General features: G+C 53.7%; 20 protein-coding genes. 7 read left to right on the forward strand and 13 right to left on the reverse strand.

What is annotated here, in order from left to right; translation table 11 throughout:
- Window positions 1-264: 264 nt before the first annotated feature.
- On the reverse strand, window positions 265-1,635 hold the full coding sequence (locus DEP07_RS04115) for a D-serine ammonia-lyase (RefSeq protein ID WP_281868455.1): 1,371 nt from the start codon (window positions 1,633-1,635) through the stop codon (window positions 265-267).
- Window positions 1,636-1,914: 279 nt separating this feature from the next.
- On the opposite strand from DEP07_RS04115, the gene DEP07_RS04120 reads away from it, so the two are divergent.
- Window positions 1,915-2,946 (forward strand): ABC transporter substrate-binding protein, encoded by a 1,032-nt coding sequence (locus tag DEP07_RS04120; RefSeq protein WP_281868453.1) that lies wholly within the window; start codon window positions 1,915-1,917, stop codon window positions 2,944-2,946.
- 126 nt (window positions 2,947-3,072) lie between these two features.
- Window positions 3,073-4,710 (forward strand): helix-turn-helix domain-containing protein, encoded by a 1,638-nt coding sequence (locus tag DEP07_RS04125; protein ID WP_287102166.1) that lies wholly within the window; start codon window positions 3,073-3,075, stop codon window positions 4,708-4,710.
- 78 nt (window positions 4,711-4,788) lie between these two features.
- Here the strand turns inward: DEP07_RS04125 and DEP07_RS04130 are convergent, their stop codons facing one another.
- Window positions 4,789-5,187 carry an NUDIX hydrolase gene (locus DEP07_RS04130; protein WP_173598805.1) on the reverse strand — a complete coding sequence of 133 codons (399 nt, stop codon included), beginning with the start codon at window positions 5,185-5,187 and terminating at the stop codon, window positions 4,789-4,791.
- A 203-nt stretch (window positions 5,188-5,390) separates the two neighbouring features.
- On the opposite strand from DEP07_RS04130, the gene DEP07_RS04135 reads away from it, so the two are divergent.
- From DEP07_RS04135 to DEP07_RS04145, 3 genes are all read left to right on the forward strand, one after another.
- Window positions 5,391-5,843 (forward strand): GNAT family N-acetyltransferase, encoded by a 453-nt coding sequence (locus tag DEP07_RS04135; RefSeq protein WP_217021778.1) that lies wholly within the window; start codon window positions 5,391-5,393, stop codon window positions 5,841-5,843.
- A 28-nt stretch (window positions 5,844-5,871) separates the two neighbouring features.
- Complete coding sequence (locus DEP07_RS04140; RefSeq protein ID WP_122963515.1) at window positions 5,872-6,375, forward strand: NUDIX hydrolase; 504 nt, start codon at window positions 5,872-5,874, stop codon at window positions 6,373-6,375.
- A gap of 598 nt (window positions 6,376-6,973) precedes the next feature.
- Window positions 6,974-7,723: an alpha/beta fold hydrolase gene (locus tag DEP07_RS04145; protein WP_229049902.1), complete on the forward strand. Its 750-nt coding sequence runs from the start codon at window positions 6,974-6,976 to the stop codon at window positions 7,721-7,723.
- A gap of 96 nt (window positions 7,724-7,819) precedes the next feature.
- On the opposite strand, the gene DEP07_RS04150 is transcribed toward DEP07_RS04145, so the two are convergent.
- From DEP07_RS04150 to DEP07_RS04165, 4 genes are all read right to left on the reverse strand, one after another.
- Window positions 7,820-8,938 carry a YheC/YheD family endospore coat-associated protein gene (locus tag DEP07_RS04150; protein ID WP_122963516.1) on the reverse strand — a complete coding sequence of 373 codons (1,119 nt, stop codon included), beginning with the start codon at window positions 8,936-8,938 and terminating at the stop codon, window positions 7,820-7,822.
- Window positions 8,939-8,997: 59 nt separating this feature from the next.
- Complete coding sequence (locus DEP07_RS04155) at window positions 8,998-9,906, reverse strand: RluA family pseudouridine synthase (protein WP_173595830.1); 909 nt, start codon at window positions 9,904-9,906, stop codon at window positions 8,998-9,000.
- 30 nt (window positions 9,907-9,936) lie between these two features.
- Complete coding sequence (locus DEP07_RS04160; protein ID WP_122963654.1) at window positions 9,937-10,284, reverse strand: thioredoxin family protein; 348 nt, start codon at window positions 10,282-10,284, stop codon at window positions 9,937-9,939.
- An 88-nt stretch (window positions 10,285-10,372) separates the two neighbouring features.
- Window positions 10,373-11,260, reverse strand: a complete 888-nt coding sequence (locus DEP07_RS04165) for a LysR family transcriptional regulator (protein ID WP_122963518.1) — start codon at window positions 11,258-11,260, stop codon at window positions 10,373-10,375.
- Window positions 11,261-11,376: 116 nt separating this feature from the next.
- On the opposite strand from DEP07_RS04165, the gene leuC reads away from it, so the two are divergent.
- A complete protein-coding gene (gene leuC / locus DEP07_RS04170; RefSeq protein ID WP_122963519.1) occupies window positions 11,377-12,807 on the forward strand; it encodes a 3-isopropylmalate dehydratase large subunit in 1,431 nt (476 codons plus the stop codon).
- Window positions 12,804-13,388 carry a 3-isopropylmalate dehydratase small subunit gene (gene leuD, locus DEP07_RS04175; RefSeq protein WP_122963521.1) on the forward strand — a complete coding sequence of 195 codons (585 nt, stop codon included), beginning with the start codon at window positions 12,804-12,806 and terminating at the stop codon, window positions 13,386-13,388. Before leuC ends, leuD begins: the two co-directional genes overlap by 4 nt.
- Before the next feature lie 104 nt (window positions 13,389-13,492).
- Here leuD and DEP07_RS04180 read toward each other — a convergent pair whose 3' ends face one another.
- From DEP07_RS04180 to DEP07_RS04210, 7 genes are all read right to left on the reverse strand, one after another.
- Entirely contained in the window at window positions 13,493-14,005 is a 513-nt protein-coding gene (locus DEP07_RS04180; protein ID WP_173595829.1) for a GNAT family N-acetyltransferase, read from the reverse strand.
- Window positions 14,006-14,497: 492 nt separating this feature from the next.
- On the reverse strand, window positions 14,498-16,156 hold the full coding sequence (locus DEP07_RS04185; RefSeq protein WP_122963525.1) for an AMP-binding protein: 1,659 nt from the start codon (window positions 16,154-16,156) through the stop codon (window positions 14,498-14,500).
- Window positions 16,157-16,273: 117 nt separating this feature from the next.
- Entirely contained in the window at window positions 16,274-16,753 is a 480-nt protein-coding gene (locus DEP07_RS04190; protein WP_122963528.1) for a hypothetical protein, read from the reverse strand.
- A 91-nt stretch (window positions 16,754-16,844) separates the two neighbouring features.
- Window positions 16,845-17,336 (reverse strand): YajQ family cyclic di-GMP-binding protein, encoded by a 492-nt coding sequence (locus tag DEP07_RS04195; RefSeq protein WP_063227007.1) that lies wholly within the window; start codon window positions 17,334-17,336, stop codon window positions 16,845-16,847.
- A 32-nt stretch (window positions 17,337-17,368) separates the two neighbouring features.
- Window positions 17,369-18,157, reverse strand: coding sequence for an SDR family oxidoreductase (locus DEP07_RS04200; RefSeq protein ID WP_122963529.1), 789 nt, complete (start codon window positions 18,155-18,157; stop codon window positions 17,369-17,371).
- 197 nt (window positions 18,158-18,354) lie between these two features.
- On the reverse strand, window positions 18,355-21,450 hold the full coding sequence (locus tag DEP07_RS04205; RefSeq protein WP_122963531.1) for an efflux RND transporter permease subunit: 3,096 nt from the start codon (window positions 21,448-21,450) through the stop codon (window positions 18,355-18,357).
- Between the two features lie 4 nt (window positions 21,451-21,454).
- Window positions 21,455-22,678 (reverse strand): efflux RND transporter periplasmic adaptor subunit, encoded by a 1,224-nt coding sequence (locus tag DEP07_RS04210; RefSeq protein WP_122963533.1) that lies wholly within the window; start codon window positions 22,676-22,678, stop codon window positions 21,455-21,457.
- Window positions 22,679-22,838: the final 160 nt, after the last annotated feature.

Genomic DNA, 22,838 nt, shown 5'->3' on the forward strand with positions numbered 1-22,838 from the left:
AATATAATTTTTTCTATAAAATTCTGACGAATAGACTTTCTTATCAAAGCTGACCAGAGCCGGAATCATCCGTTAACGCAGCGAAACCACAGCTTTTCCTCCCACTTCGCAAGAACGAGAGTAGAAAAAGTTATGCATAAAAACTTCTCTGTCTTTTCTGCGTTTCTCTATATTTTTTTCTACACCAGATAACGCATCGCCTAAAAAAAGAACGCCCTCGATCCTCGCAGACCAACGGCGTTCTCGTGTATGAATGAAACGATGTTACGAATGGCTCTGCTCTTCGCATTCCAATCCTTTGGCATAGTACGCTTCCTGAATATGCGCAGGCACCATGCTGCCCCCTGTCGCCCAGACGATATGGGTTGCGTTTTTCATTTTGTCCGCAAGACCGTGCTGCTCGATGTACTGCTGCCCCGCTGCTTGCGCAAGCAAACGGATCGGCCCTGGCATACCAGCCAGCGCAGACGGCTCAAGCCGCACGGATTCGCTGTCGCGCAAAGCCCGCAGCAGCCTGTATAGCTCCCCGTCCGCCACCGTATAGACGCCGCTGAGCAACGGTTCCATGACTTTGCCGACGAAGCGCGAAGGACGTCCTACAGCGAGTCCGTCAGCGTCTGTCTTGTTGTCGATGCCAAAGTCTTGCACAGCCAGCTTGTCATGATACCCCGTCATCAAGCCGAGCAGCATGCAAGGCGAATGAGTCGGCTCCGCAAAAAAGCAGTGGACGCGATCGCCGTAAAGCAGCTTCAATCCGTAGGCAACGCCACCCGGCCCGCCGCCTACCCCGCACGGCAAGTACACGAAAAGCGGATGCTCGCTGTCCACGATCACCTGCTGCTCCTCCAGCTGCTTTTGCAACCGTCCGGCGGCGACGGCATAGCCGAGAAACAGCCGCTTGGAGTTTTCATCGTCAATGAAATAGCACTGCGGGTCGGCTTCTGCCTGCTTTCTTCCCTCTTCGACCGCTTTGCCGTAATCGGATTGATACTCGACGACTTGCACGCCTTTTTCGCGCAGCAAATCTTTTTTCCACGCTTTTGCATCCGCAGACATATGAACCGTCACCCGAAACCCGAGCTTCGCGCTGATGATCCCGATGCTCAGTCCAAGATTGCCTGTCGATCCTACGGCGATGGAGTATTGGGAAAAGAACGCGCGGTACTCTTCTGTGGCAAACACGGAGTAATCGCCGTCTGCGGGCAGCCTATCGTGCTTTTTCGCCAGTTCTTCTGCGTGGGCAAGCACCTCGTAAATCCCGCCTCGCGCCTTGATGGAACCCGCGATCGGCAAATGGCTGTCGCACTTCAGCAGGAGACGGCCCGGTATTTCCTGACCAAAACGCCTTGCCAGCTCGTCTTGCATGTTGGGGATCGAAGCAAGCGGCGACTCGATCAGCCCGGAAGCCGAGCTCGTTTCCGGAAAAGCCTGCTGGATAAACGGGGCAAATCGGCGCAAACGCTCCTCTGCATCTTGCACCTCTTCCGCCGTAACCGTCATTTCTGCTTCCGCCACCGGAGTCAGACGCGGATTTGTCCAAAATACTTCCGCTGTTGCCATCAGCTCGGACAACAACGGATACTCGCTTTTCCATTGCTCGATTGTTTTTCCTTCAACTCTCACACCGTTTTCCATCGCAATCGCAAACCTCCACCCTTAGGCATTTGATATTCGGGAATATTTCGTCTTTTCAACCGTTGTGAGTCATCTGTGTGATGAAGCTTATCCTTTAGTATGATAGTGCAACAAGGAAGCGGGAAGCAACCCATTTGCCGGAAAAGAAAGCCCCCTTCTCTTATTTTTCTATTAAAAGAATTTACGTTTGTCCATTGAGCAACCTCCTGCGATCTCCTAAGATGAGGTTGATTGATAATCATTATCGATACATTTTTACAAGGGAGATGTCCTCGCAAAATGATACAGGTACGACCACTCATCGCCACCTTGCAAGCTGTCTTCTTCTCCGCAGCGCTCTTGCTCTCCGGGTGCGGGCAATCAGCACCTACCCCCGCCCCAACCGATGCTGCCCAGAAGACAGCGGAAGCGCCTGCCACTGCAAAAGGAGCCGCTGCAACCACGCAACCGACGGGCGACAGCCAGAAGCAAACGCGACTGTACAAAGACTTCATGAATCGCGAAGTGGAAATTCCCGCGCACGCCGAACGCGTTATCTTCATCGGCAATACGGCTGGAGATTTGCTCGCCCTCGGCGTCAAGCCTGTCGGGCTGAATATGATCGATGCGAAGCCGACCGTGTTCGGCGACGAGCTGCAAGGCGTCGAGGACGTGGGCCATCCGGGCGATCCGGAAAAAATGCTCGCGCTCAATCCCGATCTGATTATTCTCGGTGTGAACATCGAGGAAGAGCGGCTGCAAGTGTTTTCGAAAATCGCTCCGACCGTCGCTTTTGACAAATATCGGCCTGTGAAGGAGCGCCTGCTGACGTTGGGCGATATTTTGGACAGACAACCAGAAGCCAAGGCGTGGATCGCCGACTACGAAAAGCAAACAGAGCAGTTCTGGAGCAACATGCAAGCCCAAGGTCAGGTGAAGCCGAACGAAACGGCCAGCGTCTTTATTTTTTACGACGGCGGCAAAAGCCTTTACGCGCTTGGCACGCAAGGACTGTCCTCCAGCCTGTATCACGAAAAAGGCTTCAAGCCTACCGGGGCTATTCAAAAAATGCTGGACAACGGCGTGTCTTTTGAGGAGTTTTCCAAAGAACGGCTCGGCGAAGTCGCCGGGGATCACCTGTTCCTGATGGTGTCGCTCGACGACTCCAAAGCCGAATTTGAGCGTTTCATCGAAAACCCGCTGTGGAAAAACTTGCCTGCCGTCAAAAACGGCCACGCCTATCTCGTAGACGCAAAATGGGGCTATGACGACGCCATTACCAAGCAACGCATTTTGGGCGAGCTGCCAACCATTATGCAAGCCAAAAAGTAGATCGATTCGACACCTTGCATTGCCTGTGAACAGCTTTTCAACCTTTTCGTTGAAAGGCTGTTTTTCTTTGCGTATGATAGATAATGATTATTATTCTCGATTGTTAGCAAAAGGAGGCTCTCCTTTTTGAACAAACTTGCCATCCCTCCCCTGCGCACGCTCTTGTTCTCGTTCCATGAAATGCTGTTTCAGTCGCCTGCCGAGCCTGAACGGATTTCGCCTGGCGCTCATCATACGCTTTTGGCATGTACAGGCGGGTCAGGTGCCGTGCAAGTAGACGAGACAAGCCTGATGTTGGCAAAAGGAACCTGCTTCCTGTTGCCGCCGGATACATCGTGCCTCGTTGCGCCCGCTGCGGAAGAAAGCGTCAGCTATTTTCGGCTCGATTTCTTTGTCTATCAAATGGAGGATCAGTCGTCTCATCCGTATCGGGGAAAGCTGTTCGCCGGGGCGGATGATTTTGTCGTTCATCCGTTTTCACCCGTTTTGCAAAAACTGCAAACGTTGTATTCCACTCGTCACCCGGACAACGATCCCGGCGGAATGCGCGAGCGCATTTTGTTTCATGAGCTGCTGGAATTGATTTTCGCTGCCAAACGAAACGCGGATACGCGCCTGTCGCCGGAGCTCGCTGTCGAGCAAACACGCGCTTTTTTGCACACGCATTTTCAAGAGCCGATTACCGTGGAACAGCTGGCTGCTCTCGCCCACCTTCCCCGTTGGCAATACTCTCATCTGTTCAAGTCGCTGACAGGGCAAAAGCCGCTCGATTACTTGACCGATTTGCGGATCAGGCGGGCAAAGGAACTGTTGCTCTACTCGGATGATCGGCTTTACGAGATTGCGGACCAGGTCGGTTTCAAAGACCAATACTACTTTAACCGTCGCTTCCGCCAAGCCACCGGGGTGACGCCGCGGCAGTTCATCCGCATGCAGCAGGAGAGACTGAACTACCGGGACGCAACTGGACGCAAAATCGCCCTGCCCCCTGCCCCGGAGCGGATCGTGATGATCGGCGATGCCCCGGGGGAACTGCTCGCGCTCGGCGTAAGTCCCGTCGGCGTCAACAAAGCAAACAGTTCGGGCATTTTGTACCAGGAACAACTCTTTGGCGTCGCTGACATCGGTCACCTGGTCGATTGGGAAAAGATCGCGGAGTTGCAGCCCGATCTGATCCTGCTCGGTTTTTGCGAGGACGAAGAGCTGATCCGGAAGCTTTCCCGGATCGCCCCGATCGTGACGTACAACAAATACGCCCCGCTGTACCAACGCTTTCGGACGATTGCCACGATCGTCGGGAGGCAACAGCTTGCAGAGGAATGGATCGCAACGCATGAGCAGAAGCTGAATGCGCTCAAACGGCACTTACCTTTGCCGAATCGGGAAGAAACGGCGTCTTCTTTCATTTGTCAGGATGGGAAACTGTTCGTCATGGCCGGAAAAGGGCTGCTCTCTACGCTTTACGGCTCGGGCATGGTGAACGCTCAGGCCAACATCCGGAAGCTGATCGCGCAACATGTCGCCTTTGCCGAAGTCACGCCGGAGCAACTGCCCTTGTTCGCCGGCGACCGCGTCTACTTGATTCAGTCGGCCAATGACAGCCAGACCCGCCAACAGCTGGAGCGGACGGCTCAGTGGAGCAATCTGCCAGCCGTGCAAAACGGACAGGCTTACCTGATCGACGACAAATGGAACTACGACGACCCGATCACCAAGCAGTATTTGCTCGACGAACTGCCTGTGCTGCTCGGGCAAACTTCATAGTGCTTTTTGCACGGAGTGGATCAGTGTGCACATGAAAAAAGCTCGCGGCTGTTGCAACCGTGAGCTTTTTTGGGCAATTTATTCTACCTGGTAATGTGCCTGATTGCGCATCAGTTCACGGATGTTGGGCAAATACGGCATCAACTTTTCTGCTTCCGCAATGCTTTTCCACTCGATCGCCTGAATCTCGGAATCGGTCGTTCCCAACTCGCCGCCGACAATCTCGCCCATAAACGTGACAAATGTCGCAAACTCGCGGCCAATGACCTTTTCGCTGACATGCACAATCTTGCCGACCTGCACGGAAAGCCCCGTCTCTTCCATAGCCTCGCGCTTCGCTGCGTCGCAGAGCAGCTCGCCATTTTCCCGCTTCCCGCCTGGCAAACTCCAATACTCCTCATTTTGCACCATGAGCACTTTATCGGTATCTTGGTCATACAGCAAGACGTAGGCCACATTTACGTGAATCAAATCCATAGCTGCTTTCCTCTCTTTTCTCGACTTGACTGGTCCCATCCTGTAGCTTGATTCCCGCTTTTGGATTGGCACATTTTACAAACTTTCGCAACGATTGTTATAATAGCACAAATTACAAGCTTTCCACACGCGAGGAATGGCCGCTGACAGCGCGGTTCCTTTTCCCCGATGTGGATAGGTTTTTGGCAAAAGGAGAGAACGAAATGGAAATCAGAAAGCTGGCTCCCCATGAAGAAGCGCCCATGGATCTGCTCTTGCTCGCAGATCCTTCGCAAAAATTGGTGGAAGACTATTTGCAAAGGGGCCAGTGCTATGTTGCCGCCCAGGATGAACAGTTTGTTGGCGTCTACGTCCTCATCTCTACGCGCCCCGATACGATTGAGCTGGTCAACGTCGCTGTAGACGAAGCGCATCAAGGACAGGGCATCGGCAAGCAGCTCGTTTTGCATGCCATCGAGACAGCGAAAGTGTCCGGCTACAAAACGATTGAGGTCGGCACAGGCAACTCCAGCCTGGATCAACTGGCCCTCTACCAAAAATGCGGCTTTCGCATGACCTGGATTGACCGGGACTTCTTTCTGCGCCATTATGAGGAAGAAATCTATGAAAACGGCATTCAGCTGACAGACATGGTTCGCTTCTCCCAAGACATTTGAGAGCGGGCGTCACCTGGAAAGGAACGATATGTACACGTACACCATCTGTTTTCTCAAGCATGCAAACGAATACCTTCTGTTGAATCGGCGCAAACCGCCGCTGATGGGCCGCTGGAACGGCGTCGGCGGCAAGCTCGCGCCAAACGAGTCTCCGCTTGACTGCGTGCTGCGCGAAGTTTTCGAGGAGACAGGTATTGCCTTGTCCTCCGCCACTTACAAAGGGGTCGTTTCGTGGAAGCTGGACGGAGATGTCGTTGGCGGCATGTACGCCTATGTGGCGGAACTGCCTGAGACGTTTGAGCGTCCGCTGACGCCACGTCGCGTTGAGGAAGGCATCCTGGACTGGCTGAGTCTCGACTGGATGCTGCATCCGAAGAACGAAGGGATCGCCGAAAATGTTCCGCAGTTTTTGCCGTACATGCTGGAACACGAGCAGCCGATCCAGCACGTTTTTACTTATGAGGGCGATCGGGTAATCCAGTACGAGCGCCTGCCGCTCCCGGAAGTGGCAGAAGCGGTGAAAAACGGATAGCTTTGCCGATCGGTTCAGGTTCACCTCCCTCCACCATGGCGTGGCAAGGGAGGTTTTTTATGGGGAAAAGGCGGATATGTTACTGAACAACAATCTAGCATCTGGCACTGAAAGACCGCAAGCTCCTGTTCTTTTGCGAAACAACAAATCATTTCCCGTGCGGTTGTATCGCGTAGAATTTTTTATATGGGAGGTTTATAACTTTTTCTGCGCATCGTTTTTTGATCAGGCGCGATATTCACTAAGATCAAACTCTCTGCGATGCCCAGTTCCAGTCAAGAAAGCGGGTGGTCCTGGCTGTTTAGCTATATCGAACACTGCGAAACCTTCCCCTAACTCCATCTCGGCAACCATTGGGCAATTCGCCCAACTGCTCTCCCCTCACTCAGACAAAACAGCCAGACGAGGTATCTGGCAAGTTGGCAACTCCACTTTGGCATGTTGGAAACCAGCATTTAGTTTACATAATTAAATTATGGTTCACCTAACAGCACGATCCTACTCTCTCTATTCCCCCTAAAAACCTTTTCCATTTTGCGGAACTTGATCGGTTTGTCCACGTATGTAACCATATCAACCTAAAAGAAGGTGGCTTGCTTTGGCGATCGAGATCAAGAACATCCGTACTTCAAAAGGAATGCTGCAATACAACATCAGCGGCGACGGCTCGCCCAAGCTGGTGCTGATCAACGGCGGGTCTGGTCCCATCGAAGGCTGGATGCGAGTCCTCCCCGCCTTGTCTGCGGAAAGCTCCGTTTTTTCCTACAATCGCTTGGGCGTCTCGGGCAGCGACAAACCGCAAGAGCCTCAGGATGGCGTCACGATTGTGGAAACGCTGCGCGAAGCACTAGCCGCTGCCGGCTGGGAGCCGCCCTTTTTGCTGGTGGGACATTCTTTGGGAGGGCTGTACGCCAATTTGTATGCCCGCCGCTATCCTGCTGAAGTATCCGGGATGGTCCTGATTGAAGCCAGCCATCCGAAAGATCTCCTGCTCGGGGACTACCAAACCAGCGCGGTCAAGGCAATCAACAGACTGCTCGCCCTGTTCGACTCCTGGTCTGCACACAAAAAGTTCAGTGAGGTGCATTTTGTCCAGCAAACCGTCGCCCAGTTGAATGATCACGCGGCATTCCCTGACATCCCGCTGTACGTCATCACCGGAGGCAAGGAAAACCGCATGATGCCAGAAGCAGCGCGGCGAAAAAGGTGGGAGAACCAACGGGAATTGCTCGCCCTCTCCCCGCAAAGCCAGCATGTCGTCGCCAAAAACAGCGGACATTTCCCGCAATTTACGGAACCGCAGCTCGTCATCGAGACGATCCTTGCGTGTGCGAAGCAAATCAGATAACCAAGTGATCTCCCGCTTCATCCGCTTTTACCCGCACCAAACAGCCGCAGCTTCATCAGCCCGGCTGTTTGCTCCGCTTTCTGCTTGCTTGATTTCTTACCGACTCGCAACCTTTCGTTTCAGCAAAGGCTCGCGTCCTTCGCGCCCTTGCGTTTTCGCCAGGTAGATGGCGTACTCCAGCGGCCGTTGGATCGCGCGTTTGTACTGTTCCGTAGCCCCCATCTCGCGAAAAATTTCTCGCGCTGGCTTGGGGTTGACTTCGATCAGCCAGGCGCGACCGTCTACATCGATCCCGATGTCCAGTCCGAACTCCACCATTCGCCCAAAGTGATCTTCCAGCGTCTCCGCTGTTTGATGGGCGAGGTCTTCACAGTCGCGGACGATTTGCGCCGAGCGTTCCTCGCCGAATTTGGGCTTTAAAAAGGCGGGAACCGGCACAGCTTTTCCGCCCCCGTGCAGGTTGGAAGTAGCGCTGCGCTCCCCCCCTACCCGGAAGCCGTGGCCTGTGATGCTCCACTCGCCCTGGCCGTTTTTCTGGATCAAAAGCCGCATGTCTACGGCTCGCGCTGGCACCAGTTGCAGCCGCAAGCCTTGCTGAACGATGTACTTCTCTTGCCTTGTCCACCGATCCGTCCAGCGCAAAACGGCGGAGATGTCGGAAAAGACCTTGGAAATCTTCGCCCTTTGCTTGTCGCGCCCAAGCAGACGATACCCTCCGCCGTGCTTCTCGATCGAGAGGATGTTGCGTCCGCCTGTTCCATTCAACGGCTTTACGTACAAGAGCGAATGCCTGCCGAGCATTTTGATGAGATTTTGCCGATTGTACAAAAGCGTTTCCGGCAGCCAGCGATGCATGCGCGAATCGCGGTGCAATACCTCATGGACGCGCCATTTGTTCGCCAGACGATTGTTGGCGTACAAGAACGGGCTTGTGCGGCGAAATGCCACATAATCCTTGAACGCCTGGGTCGGTGTGTAGCGGTAACGGTCGAACACAGCGTCCGGACGGTCAAACAAGCGCGATTGCCACTTGCCGTTTGCATCCAGGACGTACCCTCTCACCTGCTTGCCTGATGCCAGCACGTCTTTTGGCGAAAATAAAAAGGCAGTGCAGCCCAGTTCTTGTCCCGCCTTCAGCAATCGGCGAAAATAGGTTGGCTCCGCGAATCGCTTGCCCTCCCGCCAAGTCAAGATGCCGATTGTGGGTCGTTTCATCCTGCCACCCTCTCTCGTTTCTTCCTTGGCAGTTTATTCACGATTCGGCAAAATGGCGCTTAGCGCAGCTTCTTTTCCAAAGCGAGCAAATCGAGCGGCAGCGGGGCCGACGCCTGCACCAGCTCTCCCCCGAACGGATGGGCAAGCGTCAGTACCGCCGCGTGCAGCGCCTGTCTTCTGATCAAATCTTGCTTCCCTCCATACAGCTCGTCGCCCAGCAACGGATGCCCGATATGACTCAGGTGGACGCGAATTTGATGCGTGCGCCCCGTCTCCAGTCTGCACTCGACTTTTGTCGCCGTCTTGTAGCGCTCCTTGACTTCATAGTGCGTGACGGCAGAATCGCCGTTGGGCGCGACTCTTCTGCGGGTGGCATGATACCTGTCCTTGCCGATCGGCTCATTGATTTTGCCGTTCCCTTTTGCCATCTGCCCGGAGACGAAAGCGAGGTATGTCCGCTTGATTTTGCGCTCGCGCAGCATTTCGTCCAGCAAGGCCGACGCCCAGGCGTGCTTGGCGTACAAAACCACCCCGGACGTATCCTGATCCAGCCTGTGCACATGACGCACTTTCGCTTGCAGTCCGGTGCGGAAAAAGTGCCCGGACACCAAATGATCCAAAGTCAGGTGATGGTTCGGCTCGGTTGGATGAAGCAGCATGCCCGCAGGCTTGTTCACGATCAGCAGATGGTCGTCTTCGTACAAAATCGGCACCGTTTCGCTCGCCGGGTCCAGTCCGAGCGGCTCTGGCTGGCACAAGCGCATGCGAATTTCCTGTCCCTCTCGCACTTGCGTGTGCTGGGCACAAGGAGCGCCGTCTACAAGCACTTCTTTATGCTGAAACAAAAGATGGACCTGCTTGCGTGGCAGCTTCCATCCCTCGCGCAGCAGGTTCCCGATCGGAATGGCGTCGTCCTCCGCCTGCAAGTGGCAGACGAGCCATTCCCCTTCTTTTTTCATCGATCGCATGGTCAATCTCCCTGCCTTATGTTCGTTGCATTACTCTGCGTTCAAACCGTTGTTTACCTGAACGGCGCGGTCGAGAAAACGCTCGATCTCTTCGCGGCTTTTGCCGAGCTTGCTGACGAAGCGAACGAGCTCTTTGCCCCGGCTGAACGCGATGAAGCTGGGAATCCCGAACACATCGTGCTTCTGGGACAAATCAGGCAGCGTATCGCGATTGACAGCGACCATGTCCACTTGCTCTTTATATTGTTCTTCCACTTCCGGCATGAACGGATCGATGCGGTGACAGTCCGGGCACCAATCGGTAAAAAATTTGACCACGACGGGCTTCTCGGCGGCAATCGCCTGTTCAAATTCTGCTTCTGTCTTGAGTTCTCTCATCATGGATCTTCCTTCCTAGAATGATTTGGAAACAGTGTAGCACAAAGCCTGCCTGTTTGTCGCACGCGGCTGACACTTCATCCGCTTTTTACAACGCCCCGCCCTGCTCCACCAAACAGCGCACAAACGCTTCAGCCGGGCGCGACAGCGGCTTGTCTTTGCGATAGGCAACGACGAGTGTCCGGTATGGCTTCGTCGTAAGCCGTACGTAGGCGGGCGGCTCTATCGTCCCTGGCGCCAGCGTAATCATTTCCGGGGCAAAAGACAGCCCCATGCCCGCCGCGACCAGCGATTGGACGGTCTGGATGTTGGTGCTTTCAAAGACGATGCGCGGACGGAAGCCAGCTTGCTCGCACAACCGCAAGGAAATCGTCCGGAAGCCTTGCCCTTCCTTCAGCAAAATGAACGGCTGATCCGCAAGCTCGGCCAAGTCGACCTGCTTTTTGCCAGCCAATGGATGATTCGGCGGCACCGCCAGGAAAATTTCTTCATTGATCGCCGGAATGATCTCCAGCGAAGGGTCGCTGATCGGCATCGTCAGCAAGCTGACGTCGATTTTTCCACGCACGAGCAACTGTTCCAGATGGCTGGATGTTTCCTCCATCAGTTGCAGCTCGACTCCGGGGAACAGCTTGGTAAACGTCGGCAACACACGCGGCAGGACGTAAGCGCCCGTGATCGGCAAGCTGCCAACCAGCAGTCGGCCGCTCTCCCCCACTGCATACGCGCGCATTTCCCGCTCCAGCCCTTCCGACATGTCTACCAGCGTCTGCGCCACCTGCACAAAACGCTGGCCCGCATCTGTCAGCTCCACATGCTGGGGCAAACGATGAAACAGACTCACACCCAATATTTTTTCCAGCTTGGCGATTTGCTGGCTAAGCGATGGCTGAGCCAGATGCAAGCGGTTGGCCGCACGCGAAAAGCTGCGTTCCTCCGCTACTGCAAGCACATAACGAATCTGTCGTAACTCCATAAAAAACCTCCCGATAGGCAAAAGCTATCCTTCTCATAATTATTATATCTTTGAACTATTTTCTTTGCCATGATACAACCTTGTTAAGAGTTTTCGCACGAAGGAGGCATTCACTAATGAAACCCCGTACAATGTTTGAAAAGATTTGGGACAATCACGTGATTCACGAGGAAGCTGGCAAACCGAGCCTTTTGTACATTGATCTGCATCTGGTGCACGAGGTGACTTCTCCGCAAGCGTTTGAAGGGCTCCGCCTGGCTGGCCGCAAAGTCCGCCGTCCAGAACTGACTTTTGCCACCATGGACCACAACGTGCCGACAGCGGATCGCTTCAATATCAAAGACCCGATCTCCCGTCAGCAAATGGAAACACTGACTGATAACTGCCGGGAATTTGGCATTACACTCGCTGACCTGAACAGCCCGGATCAAGGAATCGTCCACGTCATCGGCCCTGAGCTTGGCCTGACACATCCCGGCAAAACGATCGTGTGCGGCGACAGCCACACTTCCACGCACGGGGCATTCGGCGCCCTCGCCTTTGGGATCGGGACGAGCGAGGTCGAACACGTACTCGCCACACAATGCTTGCCGCAGCTGAAGCCAAAAACGATGGAAGTCCGCGTGAACGGCGACCTGCCTTTCGGTGTCAGCGCAAAAGACTTAATATTGGCGATTATCGCAAAATACGGAACTGACTTTGCCACCGGGTACGTCGTAGAGTACACAGGCGAAGCGATCCGCAAGCTGACAATGGAAGAGCGCATGACCGTGTGCAACATGACGATTGAAGGTGGCGCACGCGCCGGGCTGATCGCTCCGGACCAAACGACGTTTGACTATCTGCAAGGCCGCCGCTACGTTCCGCAAGGCGAAGACTTCCTGGCAGCAGTGGAAGCATGGAAAGAGCTGTGCACAGACGAAGGCGCTACGTACGATACATGTGTCGAAATCGACGCCGCTGCCATCGAACCGCAAGTGACATGGGGCACCAGCCCAGGCATGGGCACGAACATCACCAGCACGGTTCCAGACCCGGAAGCTTTTGAGACTACGGCACAGCGCAAAGCGGCTCAGGACGCTCTCGCTTACATGGATCTTGCTCCGGGAACGCCTATGAGCGAAATCAAAATCGACCGCGTCTTCATCGGCTCCTGTACAAACGGACGGATTGAAGACTTGCGCAAAGCGGCGGAAGTTGCCAAGGGACGCAAAGTCTCCCCTTCCGTACACGCGATGGTCGTACCTGGCTCCCAGGCAGTCAAGCAGTTGGCTGAGCAAGAAGGCTTGCACCTCATTTTCCAGGAAGCCGGTTTCGACTGGCGTGAATCCGGCTGCTCCATGTGCCTCGCCATGAACCCGGATATCTTGTCAGAAGGAGAGCGTTGCGCTTCCACTTCCAACCGCAACTTTGAAGGACGTCAAGGCCGTGGCGGACGCACTCACCTCGTCAGCCCGGAAATGGCAGCCGCGGCAGCCATCGCAGGCCGCTTCGTAGACGTACGTGAATGGAAAAGAGAGAGCGCAAGCGAGGAGGTATTCCAATGAACCCATTTGTCATCCACACCGGACTGGTCGCGCCACTGGACCGTGTCAACGTAGATACAGACGCAATCATCCCGAAACAGTTCCTGAAACGCATCGAGCGCAGCGGCTTTGGCCAGTTCCTGTTTTATGAATGGCGCTTTAACGTCGATGGCTCGCCGATCGACTCGTTCATCCTGAACACCCCTGCCTACAAAGACTCGACTGTGCTTCTCGCCCGCAACAACTTCGGCTGTGGCTCGTCGCGCGAGCACGCTCCGTGGGCTTTGCTCGACTACGGCTTCCGCTGCGTGATCGCTCCGTCTTTTGCCGACATTTTTTACAACAACTGCTTCAAAAACGGCATCCTGCCGATCAAGCTCAGCGAAGAGCAAGTCGACGAACTGTTCTTGCGCACACAAAGCCGCGAAAATTACGAGCTGACGATTGATCTCGAACAGCAAGTCGTGCGCGACAGCGATGGTTTGTCCTATCCGTTCGAGGTTGACCCGTACCGCCGCTACTGCCTGTTGAACGGCCTCGACGACATCGGAATTACGCTGCAATACGAGGACAAAATCGCTGCCTACGAAGCAAATCGTTAATCTTTTTGCTCGAAACATGTTTTTCCATACAGAAGCGAAGGCATGCTGCCACACATGCCTTCGCTTTTTCGTCTGGTCAAGCGTTCGTTTTCAAGCGGTAGCCACTACTCATGCAAGAGTACGTACATCAGCGTCTCGTCGACGTAGCGCTCCCCTACCTTCAAAGCTTGTTTTTCATAACCGTACGGCACAAAACCCATTTTCTCGTAAAAACGTACAGCCCCAGGGTTGCTCGTCACAACCGCAAGCTGAACCTGGCTAATGTCTCCGCGCGCTTTCAAATACGCCAGCTCTTCGTGCATCAACGCTTGCGCGACACCTGTCCCGCGATGCGCTTCCCGGACGTACATAGACACGACCGCTGCCTTATGCCGCGCCTTGATGCCGCGATGGCGGAAATAGCCGATGATCCCTACCAGCTCCCCTGCGACGAAAGCGCCAAAATAACCGCTGTCGCCTTGTGGTCCCTGAGACAGCCGCTCCTTCCACTCCGCCATAGGCCGTGCCGCATCTTCTTCATACGTAGCACCGAATGCATCCGGGTCGGTTTGCAACCCTTCCAATCTTACTTTTACAAAAGCTTCTGCATCTTCTGGCCCCAATCGGCGGACTTCCATTGTGCGTTTCCCCTCTCTCCTCGCATTTCCACTCATGATAGTAAAGAGTTGCCAGGTTGTAAAGGTTGAAAAATTCCTTTTTAAACCATTTTTGTAACGGAGAAAAGTTTTCCTGGAAGGTGCGTTCGCTTTCCCGCCAAGCTACAGAGACGACAAGCGGTGTTGCGGAACTGGAAGCTGCATTTTCTCCACTGCTGACGGAACGAAGCGGTACCGCTACTGGATCGGCTGTCCGGTCGGCACAAAGCGGCTATGCTTCCAGATCGCCAGCCTGACCGGGATAACGCGGTACCCATATCGGATAGGCAGCCCGGTTGGATCAAAGTGGACAACTACCGGATCACCAGCCTGACCGGAACAACGCGACTCCCCTACCGGATCGCCAGTCTGGTCGGTACAACACGGCTCCGCTTCCAGATCGCCAGCCTGACCGGAACAAAAAAACGCCAGGACAGCATCCCCCGGCGCTTCTTTTCACCACTTATTCGTTGCTCAGGCAAGCTCGTTCCGGGCCGAATCGGCAAGATCAAACGATGCCAGCGCCTGTTCACGCAGCTTGAACTTTTGAATTTTGCCAGACGCTGTCATCGGGTATTCGGCGACGAACTGGATGTAGCGCGGCGTTTTGAAACGGGCAATTTTGCCTTCGCAGTACGCCAACACTTCCTCCTCTGTCAGCGTCTCGCCCGGTTTTACCCGAATGCAGGCCAGCACCTGCTCTCCGTATTTGGCGTCTGGAACACCGACGATTTGCACGTCCAGTATTTTCGGATGCGTGTACAGAAACTCCTCGACCTCACGCGGATAAATATTTTCCCCTCCGCGAATGATCATATCCTTCAATCTGCCTGTGATCCGGTAGTAGCCTTCCTCGTCGACCGTCGCCAAATCTCCCGTATGCAGCCAGCCCTCTTCGTCGATCGCCTTCGCGGTTTGATCCGGCATATTGTAATACCCTTTCATCACCAAATATCCGCGCGTACACAGCTCGCCCTGGACGCCAGGAGGCAGCGTCTCTCCCGTCGCTGGGTCGATGACCTTCGCTTCCACTCCTTCGTGCAGCCTGCCTACGGTGGATACCTTGCGCTCGATGGAATCTTCTGGCCGCGTCTGGGTGATGACCGGGGAAGCTTCCGTCTGTCCATAGGCGATCGTGATGTCGCGGATGCCCATTTTGTCCACTACGTTTTTCATTACCTCGATCGGGCAAAGAGAACCCGCCATAATGCCCGTGCGCAGCGAACTGAGATCGCGCTCGGCAAAAGACGGATGGTTCAGCTCGGCGATGAACATGGTCGGCACTCCGTACAGCGCTGTGCATCGTTCGGCTTCGACAATCGAGAGCACCAATCCGGGATCGAAAGCGGTGACAGGGACCATCGCCGCTCCCGTGGCAACGCAGGCGAGCGTGCCCATCACGCAGCCAAAGCAGTGAAAAAACGGCACGGGGATGCACACCCGGTCTTCGATGCCGAGCCCTTGACATTCCGCTACCTTGATGGCGTTGTTGACGATGTTCACATGCGACAGCATGACTCCTTTGGGGAAGCCAGTCGTCCCTGACGTATATTGCATGTTGATAACGTCGTCGGGCGAAAGCGACTCTTGCCGCAAACGCCGTTCTTCCTCGCTGACCAGCTCGGCCCGCGCGAGCAAATCTGCCCATAAAAACATCCCCGGCTGCCGCTCCTCGCCCAAGTAGATGACATTGCGCAAATGGGGAAGCCGCTTCGACTGGAGAGCGCCCGGCTCACACGTCTCCAGCTCGGGACAAATTTCCTTGATCATGTCGAGGTAGTTCGCATCCCGATACCCGTCGATGAGCAGCAGTGTCGTCGATTCAGACTGCCGCAGCAAATACTCCAGCTCATGGACGCGGTAGCTTGTATTCACCGTCACAAGCACTCCGCCCATCTTGGCCGTTCCAAACTGGGAAATCACCCATTCCGGCACATTTGTCGCCCAGATCGCGATGTTCTCCCCTTTTTGAATGCCGAGCGACATAAATCCCCTTGCCGCCTGATTGCACACTTCCTGAAACTCGGCAAACGAATAACGCAACGATCGTTCATGGTAGACTAGCGCTTCCTTATCCTGATAAAGTCTGGTTGTCTCATCCAGCAAGTTGCCAATCGTAATCATCCGCAGCATGCAAGCACCCCCAAAAACATTCAGACTATTCCATCTTTATCAACTAGGATTCGTTCTCTTCCATCATATTCCTTCCGAACAGAAAAAGAAAAGCGCCCTCATCGGAACGCTTTTCGCTTATTTCACCACAATTTTTTGCGTCGCTTCTACCTTGTATGGCAGATGGTTGCTGTAATTCAGCTCCACGCGGATTTCGTGCTCGCCTTTTGGCAGCTTTTTCAGCATGAACTCCGGATGGTAGATCATTCCTTTGGATTCTCCATCGAGGTACAGATGGGCGTGGCCTTTGCCAAACACCGGGGTTTGCCCAAGCTCGCTGCTCTCCTGAACGAACTCGAAGTTTTGCGTCAAAAGCGACACTTCTGCTGTCGTTCCGTCCACGGAAATATCCATGTTCAAAGACGGCTTGGCGGCATCGGTCGGCTGGCTCACCGGAGTGTTGGCCGTGGTAGTCGGCACACTCGTGTCACCTGGTCGATAGGAGTCAGAGACGTGCAACGGGTCTTTGACCAATAGCACGATTCCCGCCACCAAAACAACTACGAAGACGATCCCGCCCAAAATGAGATTGCGCATACTGATAATAAAGACCTTCATGTCTCTACTCTCCCTTTCGCAAGTGCTTGTCACTTATTTGTACATGCATATGCGAGAGCAAAGAGAGTTAGACGCAAAACTTTTCTAGCAATCAGCGGTAGTTGATAAATTGCACGTCGAGCGCCAAATCTGCCTTGCGGATCGCCTGAATGATCTGTTGCAGTTCATCCCGGCTTTTTCCGGTCACGCGGATTTGATCGTCCTGCACTTGCGTTTTCACCTTCAACCCTGCGTCTTTAATGATGCTGTTGATCTTTTTGGCGTTTTCCTTGTCGATTCCTTGCACCAGCTTCACGCGCTGCCGAACCGTCCCGCCCGCTGCCGGCTCCACCTTTTGATAGTCCAAGTTTTTGATCGGGACGTCGCGCTTGACCAGCTTGCCGAGCAAAATGTCTTTGACCTGGCCGAGCTTAAATTCGTCATCCGAGATGAGGACAAGCTCTTCCTTTTCCAATGAGATGCTGCTTTTGCTCCCTTTGAAATCAAAGCGGTTCTCGATTTCCTTCAAAGCCGTCTGGATGGCGTTGTTCACTTCCGACAAGTCCACCTTGGATACGATGTCAAACGAGCTTTCTTTGCTCATTTTCTTTCCTCCTTTGAATGGGAAATAGTGCCCTAGATCGCCCGGACCAGGCCGCCGTCAACGAGAAACGATTGTCCGGTGACATAGCTGTTGGCTGGCGACGCCAAAAAAGTCACCGTGCGGGCAAATTCATCCGGGTGACCGTACCTGCCAAGCGGAATTTGCTGCTCCCAGTTTGCGCGGACTTCATCTGCCGTAACGCCTTTTGCATTCGCGCTTAGTCCGTCCAGTTGCTGCACGCGGTCTGTGGCGATTCGTCCCGGGCCGATTGTGTTAATCAAAATGCCGTCCGGCCCCAGCTCGGAAGACAACGTTTTCGCCAAGCCCAAAACGCCCGTGCGGAACGTGTTGGACAAAATCAAGTTTTCCAACGGCTGCTTGAACGAAGAAGAGGCAAAGTTGACGATGCGCCCAAACTGGTTGGCGCGCATATGCGGCAAAACGGCGCGAATCGCCCGGACATAGCTCAGCAAGTTCAGCTCAAAGGCGGAAATCCACTGCTTGTCCGTCAACTGGTCAAACTTGCCCGCGGCAGGCCCGCCTGAATTGTTGATTAAAATATCCACCCTGCCAAACTCGCTGACGGTCGCCTGCACAACCCGCTCGATATCTTCCGGCTTGGTCACATCGACGACCACGGCAAGCGGAGCTTTTCCTGTTGCCTGTTCAATCTCGGCGCGAACAGCTTCCAGAGCGCCTTCGTCTCTGCCGCAAATCGTTACGTTTGCTCCCTCGTGAGCGAGGCAAAGCGCTGTCGCTTTTCCCAGCCCTTTTGTCGACGCAAGCACAAGAGCTGTCTTACCCTTCAGTTGCAGATCCATAGTCAGACTCCTTTCGCGGTGCGTATGTATCTTCCTTAGTTTCTATTCTACAGAACTTTCTGACGAACGAAAAGCAAAGAGAAGGGGCAAAAGCACACCTTCCCTTCTCTTCTTTTCGCTATCGTATTGGAACGCACTTCGTTGATCAGATGTGCCCCGCTTGCTTGCGGCAGGCGAAGCAGTCTGACTGCATCGTGCTACAGCTCGGTTTTGGAAACCTCGTTGTTTTTGTTTTGTTTCGCCAAACGCTTGGCTTCCCGTTTCGCTTGACGCGCTGCCTTGCGAGCCAGGCGTTTTTCTTTTGCCCCTTCGAACAAAGAGTACAGCACAGGCACGAGGATCAAGGTAACCATCGTATGGAAAATCAAGCCGGCAATAACGGCTGTCGCAAGCGGAGCTTCCATGTCGGAGCCTTCCGCCATTGCCAATCCCATCGGCAGCATCCCCAGGATTGCTGTCAGCTTCGTCATGATAACCGGACGCACGCGGTCTTTCGTTCCTTGCACGATCGCTTCTGCCGTAGCCATGCCGCGACCGCGCAGCAGGTTGATCCGGTCGATCAGCAAGATCGCGTTGGAGACCACGATACCGACCAGCATGATAATCCCGATCATCGCCATCTCGCCAAACGTTCGTTGCGTGAGCACGAAGCCAAGTACCACGCCAACCAGTGCCATCGGAATTGTCAGCATAATGATGAACGGCTGCGACAGTCGGCCGAACTGGGCGACCATGATGACATAGATCAGCGCAAGAACGCCGAGGAAAACAAGAATCCCTTGTGTCATGTTGGCGCTTTGTTCTTTCAACTGGCCGGCAATTTCCACTTTGTATCCCTCAGGAATGACCATGCCCGGCAGCTTCTCGTTGATTTCACGTCCAACCGTACCCAAATCGCTTCCCAACAGCTCTGCGGACACACTGATGATCCGTTCGCCTTTTTGATGTGTAAGCGTAATCGGCGATTTGCTGTAGACCCAATCTACGAGGTCAGCAAGCGGCACTTGTGCCCCTTTCTCGGATGTTACCGTAATCCCCTTGAGCTGCTCTGGATGCTTCAGCCAGTTGTCCGGCATTTTGGCGACCACATCCACATCGATGCCATCTTTTGTGATGGACGTAATGTGCTGGTTGCCAATCAGAACGCTCAGTTGCTGGAGCAAGGAGCGATGGTCAACGTTCAGTCTGGCCAGTGCATCTTGCTTCGGAATCAGCGTTACTTTTTCTTTTCCTTCTTTGAAATCGTTGCGAATATTCGTTACGCCATTGATCGTGGACAGCATGCCCTCAAGCTCCGTGGCGATCTTGCGCATTTGCTCCATATCGTCCCCGGTGATGTTAAGCTGAACCGGGGCTGATCCACCTTGTTGTCCGAAAGACATGGAGATGGACTCAATGCCTGGGATCGCATTCAGGCGCTCGTTGATATCAGCCGTCAAAGCTTCCTTGGTACGATTGCGTTGCGACTTCGGCACGAGTGAGATGAAGATGTCCGAATCACTTTTGGACGCTATGAAGAAGACGTCTTTTACTTCGGAAATGCCCCGCAGTGCTTCTTCTCCGACCACCGCAGCTTTTTGCGTGCGTTCCAGCGTTGAACCCGTCGGCATCTTCAGCGTGGCAAAAATAAAGTTTTCGTTCGGATCGAGTCCGTTCCCCATCTTCACAAAAGGGGTAAGGAAAGTTACGGCGACAAGCATGAGCACCGCCACGATAATCGTCTTGACCCGGTGGCGCAAAGCCATATTCAACAGCCCGTTGAACAACCGATTGACAGCGTGTTCTTTTCCTTCGCCCTCCAGCGAGACCTTTTTATCTTTCTGCAAAAAGCGATCGGAAAACACGGGTACGAAAAAGAACGCGGCAATGGTCGAAGCGATGATGGCAGCCGATACGGTAAAGGCAATCGTCGCCATGATCGGTTTGAGCCAATCGGCAAAGTCTGCAAAAACGAGCGGCAAAAATACGACGATGATCGTAAGCTGCGAAGTAAATACAGGCGTCAGTACCTCTTTCGTTCCTTTGATGATCGCCTGTTTCAGCTGCTCGCCTTTTTCACGGAAATGATAGATGCTCTCCAGTACGACGATCGCGGCGTCGACAATCAAGCCGACCGACAAGCTCATCGAGAGCAAGCTGACCATGTCGATGTTGTAGCCAGCCATTTTCATGGCGATAAACGTCATGAGAGCTGACAATGGCAATGTCGTTGCGATGACGAGCGTCACCCTCCAGTTGCGCAAGAACACAAACAGGATGATGATCGCCAATGCCCCACCAATGGCCACATCGCGGCTGAGGTTCGATACCGCATGCTCGATGAAGGAAGCAGCCTCAAACATGACTTTTATTTGATATTTTCCATCGGCTTCCGTATTGATCTGCTTGATGAGTTGCTCGACATTGCGCTGGGTAGTAATCAGATCGTAACCGTCTGAGCGCGACACGCTAAGGTGTACGAATACCATGCCATCAGTCAGCGCTACCGAGTCTTTCACTTTTCCGCGCATGTCTTCCACAGTCGCCAATTGCTCCAGCGTGACGGTTCCGTTTGGCGTGTTGATCGGCAGCACGTTCATTTCCTGTACAGAATGGAAGCTGTTGTCGATCATGATGACCGTGTCAAAGCCCGTGTTTTCGAGCGTGCCGATCGCTTGCTTCCAGTTCGTTTCCTGTAGCTGGGAAACAACCTCGGATGGCGTTGTGCGGTAGGCGTTCAGTCTCTCAGGGCGCAAAGTGATCGCGATTTTGTTCTCGAAGCTGCGATCTGATACAGACACTTCTTTTACGCCTGGCACTTCTTCGATCCGGTCTTTGAGCGTTGTTTTTGCCAGGCTCAGCATCGCTTTCGGATCGGCTCCCACAAGCGCGTAGTCGATCATTTGATCGTCCCCGAAGCTGTTCTGGGTTACGCTGACCGTGTCAATCGCTTTCGGGAAGCCGTTGCGCAGCCGGTTAACGGTATTTTGCACATCTTGCTTAACTTGTTCCCCTTTGCCTTCCAAGGCGATAATCGTAATATTGGCGTAACCTGTACCTGTAGTAGAAGAGTATTCTTTAATGTTTGCAATTGACTTGATATTTTGCTCGATGTTCTTCGTTACCTTCTCTTCCATCTCTTCCGGGGGAAGTGCCCCACCCGATACATTGACGAAGATCGATGGGAAGTTTGTTTTCGGAAGCAGCTCGACATTGAAGCTGAACAGCGAGCCCAAGCCAGCAAGCACGAGCAAAAAGGTAAACAAGTACACAATCAGGCGTCGTTTCAGCAAAAAGAGAATCAACTTTTCCATGCTACTATTCTCCCTTCGCCTCTACTTTTTGCCCCTCGACGTAGAAAGTAATGCCGCTGCGCAAAAGCTGGTCGCCTTCTTTGACGCCCGAGAGAATCTCGATTTGATCGTCGACGATCTGTCCGGTCTTCACTTCCTTCTTCACAGTAAGGCCATCTTCCACCGCCATGACATAGTGCTCTGTAGAGTTAACTCCGACACTTTCCAGCGGCACCAAAAATCCGTTCACTTTGCGCGGAGCCTCAATCGTTGCAGCCATTCCGCCACGCCAGAATCCATCTGCATTCGGAATCGTTACTTCCACCCGATACTTGCCTGTTTCCTTGCTCACGACCGGGGAGACAAAAGTAATCGTTCCCTGGCTTTGTTTGCCGTCATCGGATACAGCCTGCACCTTCGTTTTTTCCTGGAATTGACTGATGAGATCATTGGTAATATCAAGAGTGACTTTCACTTCGCTCAAGTCCACCAGATGAATGATTTGATCGCCTGGCGAAGCCTGTTCGCCTGTTTGTTTGTATACATCCACGACCGTTCCGGCAAAAGGAGCATGAATTTTCGCATCATCCAGACTCTTTTTCGCCCGCTCAACCTGTCCGGCTGCCGATTTGATCGATGCGTTGGCCATGGCGATGTCCTCTGGCTGCGCACCGCGTTGCAATTCGGTGAGGGACAGTTGTGCGTCTCGCGCAGAAATTTCCGCTTGAGTCAGGGCGCGTTTCAAGTCATTTATTTCGGTCTGTGAAATAGCTCCGCCAGCAAACAGCTTTTCGCCTGCTGTCAGGTCCTGCTTTGCTTTTTCCAGACGGCTTTGGGCACTTTGTACTTGCAGTCGTTGCTGTTCAATCGCCTCGGCAGTTGCTCCCTTCAATGCTTTGTTTTTGCGCGCCGCTGCCTCTTCCACCTGGCTTGCGGCTGCTTCTACTTCCTTTTGGTAGTAACGCGAGTCAAGCGTTGCCAACAACTGGCCTTGCGCGATCTTCATCCCTTTACTTACCGGGATGGATGAAATCGTTCCTCCCGTTCCAAAAGGCAGTACGGCGTCACGCTTTGCCTCTACCATTCCGGTAACACGCAGCACGACTGGCTGTGCAGCTTTTTGAACCGTAACCACTTCAACGACTTTCGCTTTTGCCTCAGCCTGCGTTGGAGGCTCTGGTGCTGGGCCTCCGCAACCAGCCGTAACCAGCAATAGAGAGGCCATGATGATCGATGCCCGTTTTTTCACAATGATTCCTCCAAATTTTCACAATCTGTTCCCCTTGCGTAATTGTGCCAGTTTTTACCTTCGCTGCAAAACAGTCAGCGGTTGGAATTTCGTCTCCGTCCCAAGGCGGAGGAGGACATAATCCCTACCAGTTTCATAAGTATATACGAACAACATAGAA

This window comes from Brevibacillus sp. (assembly GCF_003521185.1).
GTDB classification, from domain to species: domain Bacteria; phylum Bacillota; class Bacilli; order Brevibacillales; family Brevibacillaceae; genus Brevibacillus; species Brevibacillus parabrevis.